Genomic DNA, 16,331 nt, shown 5'->3' with positions numbered 1-16,331 from the left:
GGTATTTACTATGAGTTCTCCTTGGTTAAGTAAGGCATGGAAACAATTATCACATCAATTAAGTGAAGATAACTTTCCGCAAAGCCTGCTGCTTCGTGGAGAAAAAGGTTTAGGTAAGCTCCAGCTAGCAAAGTTTGTTGCTAAAACTATTTTATGTAGCGAGCAAAAACATCAAGCCTGTAATCATTGCCATAGTTGTCAGCTAGTAGACTCTGGCGCCCATGGCAGTTTGTTTTTGCTAGAACAAGAAAAGCCTAAAGTAGATGATATTCGTGCTTTAAGTTTGTGGGCAAACCAGACTAGTAGTTTTGGTTCTTCAAAAGTGGCGATTATAAGCGATATCGGCGCGCTAAATACGGCATCAAACAATGCTTTGTTAAAAACCTTAGAAGAACCCGTGGCAGATACACACTTTATCTTGGTTAACCATTTGCCGTTTAAAGCGATGCCAACAATAATGAGTCGATGCCAAGTTTTAAATATCGCCACACCAGAGCAAAGCTGGGTGAAGCAATGGTTGGTAAAACAAAAGCTTAAGGTAGACGAAAACTTTGCTCTAATTTATCGTTTCTGTAACGGTTCTCCCTTACAAATCAAAGAGTTTTATCGCGAGCAGCAGTTTACTCAGCTAGAACAGTTTATTCATCAATATCAATTAATGGTGCAAGCTAAAACTAATAAACTGGCTGATTTAGTTCACAAGCAGCCATTGTACTTACAATGGCTAGGTCATTGCTTAACCTTATCCTTTAGTTTAGCTAAAGGGCTGGCTAATAGAGATGACTTTCCCCAGTTTGCTGTTGTTAGTACTAAAGACAAAACTATTGAATTGGCCTATCAAGACTGGCTCGATTTGCTCAAACAGATAGAAGAATATCCGGGCCTAAATGTTGGCCAACAGCTTTACCCGCTGTTTACACGATTTAAGGATTAACGCGCGTGTTAGTAGATTCACATTGCCATTTAGACAGACTTGATTATCAAGGTAAGCATGTAAACGTAGCGGATGCTTTAGCTAAAGCCAAAGATGCTGGTGTAGATTATTGCCTTGCTGTGGCTATATCTCCTGAGAAGTTTCCGAGCATGATGGAGAAAGTGCAACACTTTGATCAAGTGTTTGCCTCTTGTGGTATGCATCCACTTTATGTTCAAGACCAAGAGTTTGACCTTGAAAAAATGGAGTCTTATTTGGCTCACCCTAAAGTAGTTGCCGTGGGTGAAACAGGTTTGGATTATTTTTATGCGAAAGAACATAAAGAGCTACAGCAGAGAGTCTTTATTGAGCAGATAAAGTTAGCTGTTAAACATAACAAACCATTGATTATTCATACCCGAGATGCACGAGAAGATACTTTGCGTTTACTGTCGGAGCATAAGGCGGAGCAATGTAAAGGGGTACTTCATTGCTTTACTGAAAGTTTAGAGATGGCAGAAACAGCTATTGAAATGGGCTTTTATATATCAGCTTCAGGGATCATTAGTTTTAACTCGGCAAAAGAGTTGCAGCAAACCTTTAAACAAATACCTTTAGATAGGATCTTGGTTGAAACAGATAGCCCATACTTAGCGCCGATCCCGTTTAGGGGAGAAGAAAACCAACCTGCTTATACTCGGCAGGTAGCTGAGTGTTTAGCAAAAATAAAAGGCATTAGTTTAGAGGAAGTTGCAGAACAAACTACCCAGAACTTTTTTGATTTGTTTAGTTTGGCAAAGCCTTGAAAAAAACGGCTCCACTCTAGTCCCTGAGCGGAGCGTAGGGGAATGGCTCTGTGTTAGAGCCTTGCGCTAATAGTCTGTTAAGTGTAGACCGAGTTGCGTGCTTTGCAAGCTCAGCCAAGCCCCTTGTCTTTCACTAACTCTCTAGGGTAGGAGTTTTTAATCTTGTTTCTTACCCATTTACCTAAACCAATAACATAACCTTGGTAGCTTAGAGCCACTTCGCCTTTGTTGTTATTTGGATAGATAATATCTTTGCCTTGATAAAAGTGATGGGCTTGTTCGGACTCTAGTTCAATACAGTTTTTTGCAACTAAGTGTCCAAGAGCAGTAATTGCATCGTGGCTTGTTCTAAATCCATGTTTAAACTCTTCGGCTAACTTGAGGCCAACTCGTTCAAATCGCATTTCATCTTTTACACGCAAAAAGCTGTTTGGAAGTAACCAGTAATCATTAGCTTTGGTAAATATGCTGTAGTCGCTAGGGAGCGTCATTCCAAACTGAGATTTAAAATGCTGCGCAATTGATGCTTGCTGCTTTTTCGTCGCAGTTTGATAAGCAAACGGTTTTATTCGTTTGTTGATTGCTGGTGTATCGATTGTTGCAGCGTTTTTGCGCAGTGCAGCTACAAAGAAACCCTCGCTATCATAGTATTGTGGCCAAACGTGTAAATAGCCTTCTTTAGTTATGGCTTTGTGGCTGTGCTCAAAAAGTAGCTCGAGATTAATGGTAGAAAAGCTATCGGGGTATTGGGTAGCAATACGACTAATCACTTGCTGGTTTTCTTGCTGATTTAAGGTGCAGGTTGAGTAAATCAGTACTCCATTAGGCTTTAGGGCTTGTAGCGCGCTTTCTAATAACGTGCTTTGCAGCTGAGAAATTTCATCGACATGCTGCTCACTCCAATTATCTAGAGCTTGAGGATCTTTGCGTAAGGTACCTTCACCAGAGCAGGGAGCGTCTAGCAAAATAGCGTCAAACTGCTCGCTCATCCAAGTACCAAAAATTTCAGCACTAAAGTGTGTTACAGCCGCATTAGTTACACCACAACGTAACAAATTGGCACTAAGCACTTTAACTCGGCTAGCAGAGAACTCATTGGCAACTATTGCACCTTTACCTTGAAGCATGGCTGCCATTTGTGTTGTTTTTGACCCTGGGGCGGAAGCTGCGTCTAGTAACAAACAGTCTTCTTCGGCTTGAAAGCAGTGAAATAGGGCGCTTACCGGCAGCATCGAGCTGGCTTCTTGAATGTAGAACAAACCTGCTTGGTGTTCAGCGGTGTTACCAAGCGATAAGCTCTCATCTTCGCGGGTAATCCAAAAGCCAGTCTCGCACCAAGGTATGGGCTCAAGCTGCCATTGATTGGTTTTGGCTAAGCTTAAAAATGCCTCGAGGCTTATTTTAAGCGTATTTACTCTAATGCTTCTGCGCATCGGCTGCTGACAAATAGCTTTGAAGCCAGCTAAACTCAAGTCGCTTGGAAGATCTATCTCAATGCGCTCTATGAATTTAGCTGGATAAATTATTGGTTTGGTCAAAATGCAGATTTTCTATGGCTCAATGGAAGGGCTCCATTGTAACCATTTTTCATCATAAATGGGCTGTAGTTCGTACTTATCCTGATCCTTTGCTGGTTTAGCTGTAGGTTCTTCATCGGGTGTCGCAAACGCAATGCCGCCAGTTAATAGTGTTTCCATTGAATCAAGACGAATGTTCGCGCCACCGAGGCCAAGTTTTACATCTACGCCCGAGGCATTCCAAAAGACACTATTTTCTCGCACTAAGTGGCGATATGCTGAGTTTATGTTCAGGCGAGCTAAGATTTTTGAGCCATCCATAGCCAGTTTTGCATCATCAACAAAACCTACTTGATACTGCTTATATAGTACTGGGCTGCCGACTTTTAAGGAGCCAAAGTGGCTACTGCTAAGCCAAATCTGTAAAGCATTTGTGTCGGTATTTGGTGCTTGTTTTTGTAAAACAAACTGTTGTGAGGGCTTACCTTTTCCCGGAAGGGCATTAATAAAATCGCCTTTTACCAAGGTATCTAAGTTTTTTACTTCAGATAGACTGATAGAGGCTGTTTCTTGCCAATATAGGGCGCCACTGCGGGCGAAGTTTCTATAAAAGGGGAAGTCCAACTCAGCATCTGCTTGTAGTTCGGAAAGGCTATCATTGAATTGCAAGTTGGTGACTTTACCAATTTGCTGCCCCTGGTATTTAATCGGCATGTTGTTGTAGAGGCCATGGCTATCGTTAGTTGTTAGGCTAATCGCTAAATGACGCTTAGTTGCATCCTGTTTAGTTTTATGAACAGTTCGGATACTTTCCTTAGCCAGTTCTTCGAAGTGATCAAAACTGATACCACCCATCACCAGTGATTTAAGTGATTCACTGTTTACCGACAAACCCTCTAAACTGGCTTTAATTTCCAGTCCTGATGCGTGCCAGAATCGACTGTTATCCGTTACTAAGTGTCGATAGTTGCCAAAGATTTTAATTTTTAGGTCAATGCTACCATCTTTTAACAAGCTGTAGTGCTCAACTTCTCCTACCGGTACTCGTCTGAAAAGAACTGGCGCCCCTTCTCCTAATGACCCTAAATAATCAGTATTTAGGCGCAGCGATAAAGGTTTCTCTATTTTTGCTTTAGACAATTGAGCAGCTTGTTTGTTGTGATGCAGGGCATATTGACTTTGCTTACTGAGAGCATTGCTATGTCCGGGCATCAATATGATTGGGGAGTTTATAAAGCCACTCAGACCGCTGCTTTCAAAACTTATTCCGTTTAGATCAGCTTCCACAGTTAGCGGACTTTGGTTATAAAATCGGCTGCCTTGGGTAAGTAGTTTGGTATATTGAGGCTGAATAAAAGCTTTTAGCTCAAAGCTGCGATCTATTAAGTCGATTTCAGTCACTTTACCAATGGTTAGCCCGTTGTAAACGATCGGGCTGTTAACTGCTAAACCCTTAACATTGTTAGTGGTAAAGCTGATGGACTTGCTTCCAACGGGAGGCTTTGGTGATGTGGTAAGGGTAAACTCAGTTTGAAGCTCACCTTGCTCTGCAATCACTTCGATTTGTTTTGCACCAACTAGCGCACCAAGATTTTTAACTCCGTTTAATCCTATTTCAGGCTTTATCAGGACTAATTGGGTTGTATCGTTAAACAGATCTTCATACTTAGGCTCGACCAAGGCTTTTGCTAAAAAATGGTCGTGGCTTCCGGTATTTTGAATATCATTGATAAACCCTATTACCGCACCGCGATAAATTAGCTTGCTGCGGTTTGCTGCAAGGCCATGTTGCTGCTGCATGGTAATTTGAATAGCTTTACCACGTTGAGAGTCTTTAAGATTGTCATAGAGGGTAAAGTTTTGTCCTTTATCTGCAATAGCAGATTGAACGGGGCTATCAAAACTGACGCCACCGGAAATCACGCTGGCTAGGCTTTCACTAGAGATTTGCATCCCATCGAGAGAGATATCAGCCTCAAAACCGCTTACATTCCAAAACCGAGTATCAATTTTCACTAAATGAGAGAATTGCGGTTTGATTTGAATATCAAATTCTACATGGTGTTGATCATTTAATTGATAACGTTGTACCTCTCCTACTTTTATTTTTTTGAAGTAAACAGGGGAGCCAATATTTAGAGAGCCTAAATCGTTTGATGTAAGGCGTACATTTAAACCGTTACCCCTAATAATATTAGGAGGTTCATTAAGTGCAACGAAGTCGTCGCTAAATTTACCTTTGCCGGGGTTTAGTTCAATGTAGTTACCAGATACTAGCGCGTCTAAACCGCTAATCTCTGTAATCGACGCTTTGGGCGTTACTAGCCAGAATTGGCTATCTTCTTTTAGTAACTGCTCTGCTTCTCGTTTAACTTCTGCAACTACAATTACGCCTTCTAAATTAGGTGCAAGTTCTACCGTTTTCACTACGCCAATATCTAGACCTTGGTAAAACAACTGAGTTTGCCCAGCGGTAATACCTTTTGCGCTATCAAACACAATGTTGATTTTCACACCTGCTTCAGACCAAGCTTTGAATAGTAGCCAAGCGCCTAACAGCACAGCCAAAATGGGCAACAGCCAAATAGGGGAGATTACCTTCTCTTTTTTAAGTTCCGGTTTACTAGCGTTATTCAAGTTGTTTATCCCAAATTAGTCTTGTATCAAAAGATTTTGCTGCGAACAGTGTTAACAATACTACTGCGCCAAATGCGGTGGCGCCGGGTCCTGCTTCCACGCCTACTAAATTATTTCGTTCAAATACTGCAATCATGATAGACAGAACAAAAAGGTCGAGCATTGACCACTTACCAATAATGTCAATTATTCTATAGATAACAATCCGTTGTCGATTGTTCAGATTCAAATTAAATTGCAGGCTCAATAAGATAACAACCAGGCCGACAAGTTTCATTACAGGCACCACAATACTGGCGACAAATACCACTATGGCAATACCTACCATATCGTCTTTAATTAAGCTGATCACGCCAGACATAATGGTTTCGTATTGGGGGGCACCGCGTGTACTTAAAACGGTTATTGGCATTAAGTTAGCTGGGAACAGTCCTACAGTAGCGGCAATGATAAAAGCCCAACATTTTTGCATGCTTTGAGGGGTTCGTGAATGCACTCGCATATGGCAGCGCTGACAGTGGCTTTGTTCCTCGGGCATTGACAGTTTGCAGTGCCTGCATTGTTTTAAGCCTAGCTGTTTAGCGGATGTGTACATAACGCTCCCAGTATTCCGCTGGCTCTATACGTTGAATTAGGCGGGTAGAAAGTAGCAAGGTGATGCAGATACACCAAAGCCCATAGCCCAAATCGATATCTGCGTATTCTACTAGTTTAACCAAAGCTACCAAAAAACTAACGATGTAGACTTCAATCATACTCCAGTGAATAAGATCGTCTTGAAAATGCAGTGCTGTTGCCAAAAAGGGGGCTTTCCAGCCTTTGCTTAAAGACAAAGAGGTATAACAGATTAAGCTGAATAGCAGAATTGGTGCGATGAAACTAGCTAGCACCACGCTGAACCCTACCAAATAATAGCCGTTTTCGAGTAACAACACGGTGCCGCGTAGAATATTGGCTGAACTGGGGATCCCAAGGAATGTAAAGCTCAACAGCGGATAAGTGTTAGCAAGCGTAACCATAATCAAGCACGTTAACGCTAAGGCAAATTGGCTAGAGAAACGGGCTCTACGCCCCCGCGCAAGTGTGTGTTTGCAACGTGGACATATTAATACGTTTCCAGCCCTACAATGTGCTTGGGTGTCGACCAACAAATCGCAACTCGGGCAGATGGATAGCTTTGATAACTCAGAAGATTTCATACACTACATATTAGCTAAGTCAGGCTAACTATGCTGTAAAAATTTGTCACTAGTAGTTTAAAAGTGAATGGTGCATACTACCCTGTATATAAAAACAGTAAATGGAGGCAGCGGTGGCTGTAATTATTAAATATGTCGTCGAACGTAACGGTGTAGAGAAAATGACTTTTAGTTCAAAAAAAGAAGCCGACAATTACGACAAAATGTTAGACGTAGCTGATCAGCTTACATTAATGATAAAGCATGCAGAACCTAAGATGAACGAGCAACAAGCCGAGAATTTAGGCTTCTACCTTTCTTCTCAGCGAAATGCACTGCAACAAGTGCTTAAAGGTCAGGAGTTTGATGCATCGATGATAGAAGACGAGGAGTAATGCAGTGACAGATGTATCTTCTCGTTATTTGACACTAAGTAAGCAATTAGACGCTTTGTTAGATAAAGACTTACCTTATATTTCTAATCTGGCAAATTTTTCTGCCTTATTATGGCTCGAGTTAGAAGATATTAACTGGGTAGGGTGTTATTTAGCCGATAAAGCCAAAAAACAGCTGTTCTTGGGGCCATTTCAAGGTAAACCTGCCTGTACTTCAATACAAGTTGGTAAAGGCGTATGTGGTTCGGCCTTTGCGCAGCAACAAACCTTCCGTGTAGAAAATGTGCATGAGTTTCCGGGGCATATCGCTTGTGATAGTGCTAGCGAATCAGAAATCGTAGTGCCTTTATACCTTAATGGTGAACTGTTTGGCGTAGTAGATATTGATAGTCCACGTCTTAATCGATTCGAGCCAAGTGACCAAATTGGCATCGAGTATTTAGTTAAGGTGTTGGAAAATAAACTAAGTGATGTGCATTTTTAATGGCTTTTCAATATACGCTCACTATAATAGCCGAAATCAGCCCTGTCGCTGTACCAGTAAAGATGTATAAGAAAGGTCATCATGGAACAAACTAACAAACTGAAAAATAGCAAAGAAGTCATTCAATATTTGGCGACACAATTCCCAAACTGTTTTTCTACAGAAGGTGAAGCCAAGCCGCTTAAAATTGGTATTTTTCAGGACTTAGCTGAACGTCTAAAAGAAGACGAGAAAGTAAGTAATACCGTACTACGTTCTGCTCTGCGTCAATATACGTCTAGCTGGCGTTACCTACATGGCGTAAAAGTTGGCTCTAAACGCGTTGATTTAGACGGAGTAGAGGGCGCAGAAATTGAACAAGAGCATGTAGAACATGCACAAAAGACCTTAAAAGAAAGCAAAGATAAAGCCTTTGCTAACAAAAAGGCTCAAGCTGAAAAAGCTGACAAAAACAAAGCTGCTGCACGTAAACCAAAAGCTGATTTCAAGCGTACTAGTAAACCTAAAACTAGCGACAGCAAACCAGCAGCAGAGAAGAAGCCGATTGAAAAAATCGACAGTAAAGATTTAGTTGCAGGGAAGGAAGTTCGTGTATTGGTTGGAAAAACACCAATGCCGGGTCAGATCTCAGAAGTAACAAAAGATGGCATTGCTGTTACACTTAAAAGCGGTATGTTAGTTAAAGTTAAAGCAGAACATATCGTTGCATAATTGATTTAGTAGTGAGATAGGTGCCTATGAAATATTTGAGCCGTCTGTGGCTATTTTTTTTAACGCTTAGTTACTCAACTCTGTTGTTGGCTCAAACGCCTACATTAGGACAAGATGCGCTACCCACTTTAAGCCAGCAAAGCCAACATGCTACAGCGGCAAAAAGAATTAGCGCTTTATATACCCGCTCTCACTACCGCAGTGTTCCTTTCGACGATGAATTATCAAGCGAAATCTTCGACAAGTTTATTCAGCAACTTGACTACAACCGTAGCTTGTTTTTGGAAGAAGACTTCTTACGCTTCGAACGTTATCGCTACAGCCTAGATCAAGACATACCAGCTGGCAGATTGGAACCGCTTTATTCCATGTTCGACCTGTCGCTTAAGCGTCGCTACCAACAATTAGTATACTCTTTACAAGTGCTCGACGAGCCAATGGATTTTACTAAAGACGAACAGTTTCAATTTAATCGCAGCGAAGCTGATTGGCCTAAAACACAAGCTGAGATTAAAGAACTGTGGCGCTTAAAAGTAAAATACGATGCGCTAAACTTAAAGTTAGCAGGCCGCGAACACGACAAAATTGTCGAAGTATTGGCCAAGCGCTATAACAGTGCGATTAAGCGTTTAGTGCAAACCGGCAGTGAAGATGTTTTCCAAACTGCAATGAACGCTTATTCTCGCGCCATCGAACCACATACTAGTTACCTCTCTCCCCGCACTGCAGAACGCTTCAAAATGGAAATGAATCTTTCATTAGAAGGCATTGGTGCAGTGCTGCAAGGTGAAGATGAGTACACCGTGATTCGAAGTTTGGTTCCTGGTGGACCTGCAGCGCTGAGCAACCAATTAGGTCCAGAAGACAAAATTGTTGGCGTTGCTCAAGGTGAAGATGAAATCGTTGACATTATTGGTTGGCGATTAGATGACGTAGTTGACCTAATTAAAGGTCCAAAAGGCACTACTGTTCGCCTTGAGATACTTGCATCAGGTGGCAAAGTAGATGGTAAAACTAAAATCGTTGATATCGTTCGCGACAAAGTTCGCCTAGAAGACCGCGCCGCGAAAAGCGAAGTAATAGAAATTGAAGGCAAGAAAGTAGGGGTGCTTAATGTTCCTAGTTTCTATGTAAATTTGAGTGAAGATGCCAGCAAAGAGTTACGTAAATTAGACGAAGAGAATATCAGTTCTTTGATTGTTGATTTACGTGGCAACGGCGGTGGAGCATTAACAGAAGCTACCGCATTAACCGGTTTATTCATTCCACAAGGTCCAGTTGTACAAGTGCGCGACCAGCTTGGTCGAATTACGGTAAACAACGATACTAGTAATTCAGTCACTTACAGTGGCCCAATGGTTATTCTAATCGACCGTTACAGCGCTTCAGCATCTGAAATTTTTGCCGCTGCCTTGCAAGATTATGGCAGAGCCATTGTTATTGGAGAGCAAAGTTACGGTAAAGGTACTGTGCAGCAGCACCGCGGTTTAGGTCGAATTTACGACTTGTACGAAAATGAACTTGGCCATGTGCAGTACACCATTGCTAAGTTTTACCGTATAAACGGTGGTAGTACTCAACATCGCGGCGTAATTCCTGATATCTCTTATCCTTCTGCCTTGTTGCCGGAAGAAACGGGAGAGAGCGTTGAAGATAATGCTTTGCCTTGGGATAAAATTAAAGCGGCTAACTATAAGTTGCTTGGCGATGTTAGCCCTTATATTGAAGCTTTAGATAAAAAGCATCAGGCTCGCATTGCAAATGATCCAGAGTTTCAATACATCATTAGTGATATAGCTGATTATCGTAAAGACAAAGATATGAAGTCGGTAAGTCTTAATGAAAAAGCGAGGATCTCTCAGCGCGATGAAAAAGAGCAGAAACAACTTGCTCGCTTAAATGAGCGTTTAGTTCGCCTTGAACTGGAACCTGTTAAAGACTTAGAAGACGCGCCAAAAGATATTGATTTGGATGATGCTTTTTTAACTGAAGCTGCAGAGATTGCGGTTGATTACTTAGAACTTCGTAATCCAAGCTAAACAAATTTAGTTGTCGATAAAAAAAGCCAGCTAATCGCTGGCTTTTTTGTATTGGTTTAAAGCCTAACTAACAGGGGGCTGCAACGATTGATTGTTGTAGCTTTTTCACTTCTACAATCTTTACAGAGATGGTATCACCCACGCAATACTGTTTGTCTTTAGTGGCTAAACGGCCCAACTCACTTTCGATGGTGAGTTCTTCATCTTTACCCGCAAGCTTGGTTTTTGGAACAAAAGCCGAGGCACCACTGTCAACTAGACGAATATTAAGGCCACCACGGTTTATATTGCTAATTTCTGCCAACAAACATGTATTTGGATCTTGTTCTGCAAAATACTCGCAATACAAGTAGTTGGCCATTTCTCGTTCAGCAAACTTTTGCTTCTTGCGATTATCACTTAGATGTTCGGATAGCTCTTCAGATAATGGTGAAGACGGTGTTTCGCCATTAATCACTGATTTAATAAGGCGATGATTTAATAGGTCGCTGTATTTTCGTATTGGAGAGGTCCAAGTTGCATACTTAGCTTCACCTAAACCAAAGTGAGGCAAACACTTTTCATTATAAACACCAAAATTAAAGTGGCGTTTTACCAACTGATCTAAACATTTATCGCCAGTCGCTGCGATGGTTCTTCTTAGTTGGCAGAAGTAATCGAGATCATTGAGCTTTTCTCGCTCAACCGGTAACTTAAACTTGGCCAGTAGCTCTACTAGTCCGTCTAGCTTCTCTTCTTTAAAACCAGAATGACATGCAAACACCCCAAAACCGAGTTTTTCATCTAGGAAGCGTCCGCCACAAATGTTGGCTGCCACCATTGCTTCTTCAATCATACGGTTTGCACTACGACGAGATTGGCGAAGAATATCAATAACCTGACCTTTATTATCTAAGACAAACTCGTAGTCTGCTTGATCGCCAAACACCGAGGTGTTCTCTGCGCGCCATTGATTACGTTGCTCACTAAACAAGTTAAGTTGTTGTAAAGCTTCAGCTAGCTCAGCGTTTGATTCGAGTTCAGTGGCTTTTTGCTCTATAAAGTCCGACACCTGATTGTAGTTTAGGCGATGTTTGGACTGAACAGTGGCTAAGTAAAACTCAGCATTTTCTTGTAACTCACCATCAAGTCCAATCAGCATTTCACATACCAAGGCTGGACGAACTTGGTCAGCGACTAGCGAACAATGTTCGTTAGCCAACTTACTTGGCATCATCGGCACAGTGCGTGCTGGTAAGTACAAAGTGAATGCTCGTTGTTTGGCAGCTTTTTCAAGTTTGCTTTCACTGTTAATGTAAGCACTCGGATCCGCTATAGCGACCTTTAGCTTCCAATGTTCTGCTTCGCGCGTGATTGAGACTGCATCATCCATATCTTTGGTATTTTCACCGTCGATAGTGAAAAACAACTCGTTGGTTAGATCACGACGCTCAACTTGTTGATCAATAATCGCCAGGTCTTCAGTGAGTTCAGGCTGGTCCCAAGCTAATTGGTGCTTTTTAGTAGTAGCTTTCCATCGGGCAAAGTTATCGTCACTTTCTGCGATAAACTCGAAGATCTCGGCTTGGAAGTGTTGTTCTTTAAGTGCGTGTTTAACCAGTCTAGCTAACACCCAATCACCTTGTTTGATTGAGAATCCACTATCTTTTATCACTTTTGCACTTAATAACTGGTTGATCAATGGATGGTCAACCTGCAGCTTAGTGCGTTTATCAACAAACTTTACACGGGCAACAAAGGTATCTAAAGCGGCTTCCACTAGTGTTTCTGGCTCTGCTGCTTCTTTACCGTTATTTTCGCGAATAGCAGCGCTAATCCGGTCGCCGTGAATTAGCTTTTTCATCATTGGAGGAGAGATGAAATAGCTTTTTTTGTTGTCTGTTTGAAGGAAACCGAAGTTCTTCTCAGTAGCTTTTACTACACCTTCAACAGTGGGAATGGTCTCTCTAATTTGCTGCTTTAGTTGAGCCAATAGAGGGTTATCTTTAAGCATAAAGGCTTCCATTTTTTATCGTGAAAGCACTATACCCAAAGGTTTATCGCTATTCTAGCGAAACAGTACTGGTTTATTGGGTTTGGCTCGAGCTAAACTAAAAACAAATCAGTAACGACTAAAGAGCAGGGATGAGTAAAGATCAAGAAAAGCATCAGCAACGACAGGAAAAGTTGAAAGCAAGTGTGGATGCTAAAGTTGAAGATGCACAAATTGAAAAGGGTTTAGTGCTGGTTATTACCGGTAACGGTAAGGGTAAATCGACAGCTGGTTTTGGTAATGTTGCGCGTGCTACTGGGCATGGTTACAAAGCAACGGTGGCGCAATTTATTAAAGGCGGCTGGGAATGCGGAGAACGCAATCTTCTGCAAAATAACGGGGTAGAGTTTGCCACTATGGCAACAGGGTTTACCTGGGAGACTCAAAACCGAGAACTTGATACCCAAGCTGCGCAAGAAGTATGGCAACGCTGTAAGCAGTGGCTAGCTGATCCATCAATCTACTTGGTATTGTTGGACGAAATTACTTACATGTTAAGTTATGACTACCTAGATGTTGAAGAGGTTGTCGAAGCGATTAAGCAGCGACCCGCAGAGCAATCGGTAGTAGTAACTGGCCGTGCATGTCATCGTAAAGTGCTTGATATTGCAGATACCATTTCTGAAGTAAAAAATGTTAAGCATGCTTTTGAATCAGGAATCAAAGCTCGCCAGGGTATTGATTGGTAAATACCTAAAGTGGCTTTAGGGCCACTTTCTCACCCGTATTTAAATATACGAAAATATTTTCTTATGATTTTCTATTTATTGGAAACATATTTTAATATTCGTCTTAGCTATTAAAACTGCGCCAACCTTTTCTACAAACATATTTGTACACTGTATCAAACGCACTTAGCCGAGATAATCCATGAAACAGTGGCAACAATACATAGACTTAGTTCAATCTGAAGTTGTACCTGCATTAGGTTGCACCGAACCCGTTACTGTTGCGCTTGCTAGCGCTAAAGCTGCAGAATTACTTGGCGGTTTACCAGACTCTATTCAAGTTAAAGTAACCCCAAATCTTTACAAGAATGGAATGGGAGTATTTGTACCTGGTACTGGTAAGGCAGGTTTACCTATAGCTGCTGCTGTAGGAGCGACAGCTGGAGATGCGAGTAAAGGCTTAGAGGTATTGGCGACAATCTCGGAAGAAGCGCTTCGCAAGGCAAATCAAATGCTGAGTAAACGCCAAGTTAGTGTGTCAATGGTAAGCAATGATGACGTGTTGTATACGGTGGTAAATGCCAGCCGCAATCAAGATAAGGTTGAGGTTTGCATAGCAAAGTCACATACCCGCTTTGAATACATCGTAAAGAACGGAGCAGTAGTGCAGCAAGCCAAAGTTGTGCAATGTGTTCAAGCCACTGAAACGAATCACCTTAAACTTTCAATAGAGCAGATCGTAGACTTTGTTGAAAACGTGCCGCTTACACAGATTGCCTTTATTAAACGTGCCGCTAGCTTAAACCGAGCGTTAGCTGAGACTGGGTTGTCGGGGAATTATGGCTTGGCGCTAGGCGCTAGTTTACAAGCGCAAGTGGAGCAGGGGCTACTTGCCGATGATTTGATAAATCGAGCAATGCGTTTGGGGGCGGCGGCATCGGATGCTCGAATGGGTGGAGCTCAACAAGCAGCAATGAGTAACTCAGGTAGCGGAAATCAAGGCATAGCTGCAACCATGCCGGTTGTGGCTTATGCAGAAATAAAGCAACTAGATGATGATGCTTTTGTTCGTGCTTTAATGCTAAGCCACTTGGTTGCTATTTACGTTAAGTCGAAGCAAAACAAATTGTCAGCCTTGTGCGCTGCCACCACCGCGGCTATGGGGGCCAGTGCAGCACTCACTTGGTTGATGGGAGGTAAGTTGGCTGCAATTCATCGTGCAATTAACTCCATGGTTGGAGATGTTTCCGGGGTGTTTTGCGATGGCGCTAAAGCTGGTTGTGCAATGAAAGTATCAACTGGAGCCAGCAGTGCAGTTAAGTCTGCCATTCTCGCCGTTGCGGGTAGTAGCGTATCGGCTCAACAAGGAATTGTGTTTGAATCAGCCGATGATAGTATTGCTCAGCTCGGAATTATGTCTAAAACCGCCATGCTTTCTACGGATGAAGCCATTATCGCTACAATGAAGAATAAGCAGGCTAGCTAAGCTTGTAAGTAAAAGGCAATTAGAAACCAAGCTTTGCGTAGAGATGGCGCTTTTGCTAATAAGATTTGCTAGTCTTAAACAATGAATTTATGGCACTTATTCCCAAAACAATTATTAGCATTTGAGCAAATACTGCTAATGCCGTATTTGCTTATTCCTACCTATGGTTATTTAATTTTCGTGGCAGTTGCTAAGGCAAACCTTCGTAGGCCTTTAATCGTTTTTCTGTTGCTCTCAGGATTGACTAGTGCGTTGATGGTCTTCAGCTTTGGTCCGAATATGGGAAAAATTGTACCGCCTTTAATGCTAATAGCGGTGGTATTGTTTCCTGTTTATCGGTGCATTCGGTCACTTCAGCAGCCCGATGTTAGCGCAAAATGGCATTGGTTTATCGCTATTATAGCCGGGCTGGTGCATAGCCTTAGTTGGGCACTTTGGTTTGTCGCTATGGCTAACGCTTAATGAGTGACAAATTGCGTTTGCAGGGCATCCATGGCTAGCTGAACTTTTTGCTTTTCGTTGGGGTTAACTTTATGCACCAAGCTAAGCTCAAAGGGATAACTGTATTCATTGGGTTTTATTAGGCGAATGGTTTGTTGGTCTATATAGGGCTGCGCTTCACTTAAGGGTAAATAGCCAATGTAAGCACCAGATAGTATTAGGGCCAACCGGCTGTCGAATTGGTATCCCTTAGCGCCAAAGTTAAGTTGTTGAAGTTGAGCTCGTCCTTTAGGGTTTAGTTCAATACTAGGGTGAATCGCTGCATGTTTTGCTAGTAGCTCGCGATCTATATCTGCATCGAGAGTGCCAAATAACGGTGATTGTTTACTGGCGCACAAATAGATAGATTCACTAAACACTACTTCACTCAAAAGCCCGTCAATGCTTCGATAAGCGGGGTAAAACCCAACATGAGCTTGGTTATTGATCAATGCTGACTCAATGTTTGCGACCGATTCCATGTTAAGTGATATACAAAGTCTTGGTGCTTGCTGTTTAATTACAGTCACTGCCTTGGCTATGTTTTCAATACTCCTGTGATCAAGCAGATCGGAATAAAGGATAACAAGCTCGCCAGTAAGGGGTTTACCCAAGTTATCTACCAGCGATGCAAACTCTTGAATAGAGGAAAACAGCTGTAGGCAAGCTTGATAAACAGTTTGGCCTCGCTCGGTAAGGGCAAAACCGGCTCTGCCTCTAACACATAACTTAATGTTCATTCTGCTTTCAAGGCTAGACATATGAACACTAATGGTTGAACGAGTGATCCCCAAACTATGTTCAGCAGCTGCGAAGCCGCCATGTTCAACTACTGCCTTAAATACTCTTAACAAGCGCAAATCATATTCACTAAGCTGTTTGCCGGATAACGGATCTAACATAGTTTTATATATACCAAACTAAAGTTTTATTGTTTGATATTTAACATCGTTTTAGATTGGTATTCAATGGACTAAAACAAGTT

General features: G+C 42.0%; 14 protein-coding genes. 8 read left to right on the top strand and 6 right to left on the bottom strand.

Translation table 11 applies throughout. The features are described from left to right. The first annotated feature begins 10 nt into the window (after positions 1-10). The gene (locus K5620_RS11415) at positions 11-934 is read left to right on the top strand and encodes a DNA polymerase III delta prime subunit (RefSeq protein WP_016403334.1); all 924 of its coding nucleotides are present in this window, start codon (positions 11-13) and stop codon (positions 932-934) included. Positions 935-939: 5 nt separating this feature from the next. Further along, positions 940-1,719, top strand: coding sequence for a TatD family hydrolase (locus K5620_RS11410; RefSeq protein ID WP_016403333.1), 780 nt, complete (start codon positions 940-942; stop codon positions 1,717-1,719). Positions 1,720-1,829: 110 nt separating this feature from the next. Here K5620_RS11410 and rsmF read toward each other — a convergent pair whose 3' ends face one another. Genes rsmF through K5620_RS11390 form a run of 4 tightly spaced genes read right to left on the bottom strand, consistent with a single transcriptional unit; the run spans position 1,830 to position 6,892 of the window. After that, positions 1,830-3,257 (bottom strand): 16S rRNA (cytosine(1407)-C(5))-methyltransferase RsmF, encoded by a 1,428-nt coding sequence (gene rsmF, locus K5620_RS11405; protein WP_016403332.1) that lies wholly within the window; start codon positions 3,255-3,257, stop codon positions 1,830-1,832. 12 nt (positions 3,258-3,269) lie between these two features. Beyond that, on the bottom strand, positions 3,270-5,873 hold the full coding sequence (locus K5620_RS11400; RefSeq protein WP_016403331.1) for an MlaD family protein: 2,604 nt from the start codon (positions 5,871-5,873) through the stop codon (positions 3,270-3,272). Then, positions 5,866-6,468 (bottom strand): paraquat-inducible protein A, encoded by a 603-nt coding sequence (locus K5620_RS11395; RefSeq protein WP_016403330.1) that lies wholly within the window; start codon positions 6,466-6,468, stop codon positions 5,866-5,868. The genes K5620_RS11400 and K5620_RS11395 overlap by 8 nt, the downstream gene beginning before the upstream one ends. Beyond that, the gene (locus tag K5620_RS11390) at positions 6,452-6,892 is read right to left on the bottom strand and encodes a paraquat-inducible protein A (RefSeq protein ID WP_040307540.1); all 441 of its coding nucleotides are present in this window, start codon (positions 6,890-6,892) and stop codon (positions 6,452-6,454) included. Before K5620_RS11390 ends, K5620_RS11395 begins: the two co-directional genes overlap by 17 nt. A gap of 293 nt (positions 6,893-7,185) precedes the next feature. On the opposite strand from K5620_RS11390, the gene K5620_RS11385 reads away from it, so the two are divergent. The 4 genes from K5620_RS11385 to prc all read left to right on the top strand — a co-directional run bounded on the left by K5620_RS11385 (position 7,186) and on the right by prc (position 10,680). Continuing rightward, the gene (locus tag K5620_RS11385) at positions 7,186-7,446 is read left to right on the top strand and encodes a YebG family protein (protein WP_016403328.1); all 261 of its coding nucleotides are present in this window, start codon (positions 7,186-7,188) and stop codon (positions 7,444-7,446) included. 4 nt (positions 7,447-7,450) lie between these two features. Further along, a complete protein-coding gene (locus K5620_RS11380) occupies positions 7,451-7,930 on the top strand; it encodes a GAF domain-containing protein (RefSeq protein WP_016403327.1) in 480 nt (159 codons plus the stop codon). An 81-nt stretch (positions 7,931-8,011) separates the two neighbouring features. Next, entirely contained in the window at positions 8,012-8,641 is a 630-nt protein-coding gene (gene proQ / locus K5620_RS11375; RefSeq protein WP_016403326.1) for an RNA chaperone ProQ, read from the top strand. A gap of 26 nt (positions 8,642-8,667) precedes the next feature. Next, the gene (gene prc / locus K5620_RS11370) at positions 8,668-10,680 is read left to right on the top strand and encodes a carboxy terminal-processing peptidase (protein ID WP_016403325.1); all 2,013 of its coding nucleotides are present in this window, start codon (positions 8,668-8,670) and stop codon (positions 10,678-10,680) included. Positions 10,681-10,747: 67 nt separating this feature from the next. Here prc and K5620_RS11365 read toward each other — a convergent pair whose 3' ends face one another. Beyond that, positions 10,748-12,673, bottom strand: a complete 1,926-nt coding sequence (locus tag K5620_RS11365; protein ID WP_016403324.1) for an exoribonuclease II — start codon at positions 12,671-12,673, stop codon at positions 10,748-10,750. Positions 12,674-12,804: 131 nt separating this feature from the next. Between K5620_RS11365 and cobO the strand changes: the two genes are divergently transcribed. Beyond that, on the top strand, positions 12,805-13,401 hold the full coding sequence (gene cobO, locus K5620_RS11360; RefSeq protein ID WP_016403323.1) for a cob(I)yrinic acid a,c-diamide adenosyltransferase: 597 nt from the start codon (positions 12,805-12,807) through the stop codon (positions 13,399-13,401). A gap of 181 nt (positions 13,402-13,582) precedes the next feature. Then, a complete protein-coding gene (locus tag K5620_RS11355; protein WP_016403322.1) occupies positions 13,583-14,866 on the top strand; it encodes an L-cysteine desulfidase family protein in 1,284 nt (427 codons plus the stop codon). Positions 14,867-15,324: 458 nt separating this feature from the next. On the opposite strand, the gene K5620_RS11350 is transcribed toward K5620_RS11355, so the two are convergent. Then, the gene (locus K5620_RS11350) at positions 15,325-16,248 is read right to left on the bottom strand and encodes a LysR family transcriptional regulator (RefSeq protein ID WP_016403320.1); all 924 of its coding nucleotides are present in this window, start codon (positions 16,246-16,248) and stop codon (positions 15,325-15,327) included. Positions 16,249-16,331 lie beyond the last annotated feature (83 nt).

It is taken from the genome of Agarivorans albus, assembly GCF_019670105.1.
Classification (GTDB): Bacteria; Pseudomonadota; Gammaproteobacteria; order Enterobacterales; family Celerinatantimonadaceae; genus Agarivorans; species Agarivorans albus.
Note: the sequence above shows the minus strand (reverse complement) of the source record. Positions and strands in the feature narration are given on the sequence as shown.

Bases quoted from the DNA above. Each gene is read 5' to 3' on its own strand.
- K5620_RS11415 (WP_016403334.1), top strand. From the start codon at position 11: ATGAGTTCTCCTTGGTTAAGTAAGGCATGGAAACAATTATCACATCAA.
- K5620_RS11395 (WP_016403330.1), bottom strand. From the start codon at position 6,468: ATGTACACATCCGCTAAACAGCTAGGCTTAAAACAATGCAGGCACTGC.
- K5620_RS11390 (WP_040307540.1), bottom strand. From the start codon at position 6,892: ATGGTTACGCTTGCTAACACTTATCCGCTGTTGAGCTTTACATTCCTT.
- proQ (WP_016403326.1), top strand. From the start codon at position 8,012: ATGGAACAAACTAACAAACTGAAAAATAGCAAAGAAGTCATTCAATAT.
- prc (WP_016403325.1), top strand. From the start codon at position 8,668: ATGAAATATTTGAGCCGTCTGTGGCTATTTTTTTTAACGCTTAGTTAC.
- K5620_RS11365 (WP_016403324.1), bottom strand. From the start codon at position 12,673: ATGCTTAAAGATAACCCTCTATTGGCTCAACTAAAGCAGCAAATTAGA.
- cobO (WP_016403323.1), top strand. From the start codon at position 12,805: ATGAGTAAAGATCAAGAAAAGCATCAGCAACGACAGGAAAAGTTGAAA.
- K5620_RS11355 (WP_016403322.1), top strand. From the start codon at position 13,583: ATGAAACAGTGGCAACAATACATAGACTTAGTTCAATCTGAAGTTGTA.
- K5620_RS11350 (WP_016403320.1), bottom strand. From the start codon at position 16,248: ATGTTAGATCCGTTATCCGGCAAACAGCTTAGTGAATATGATTTGCGC.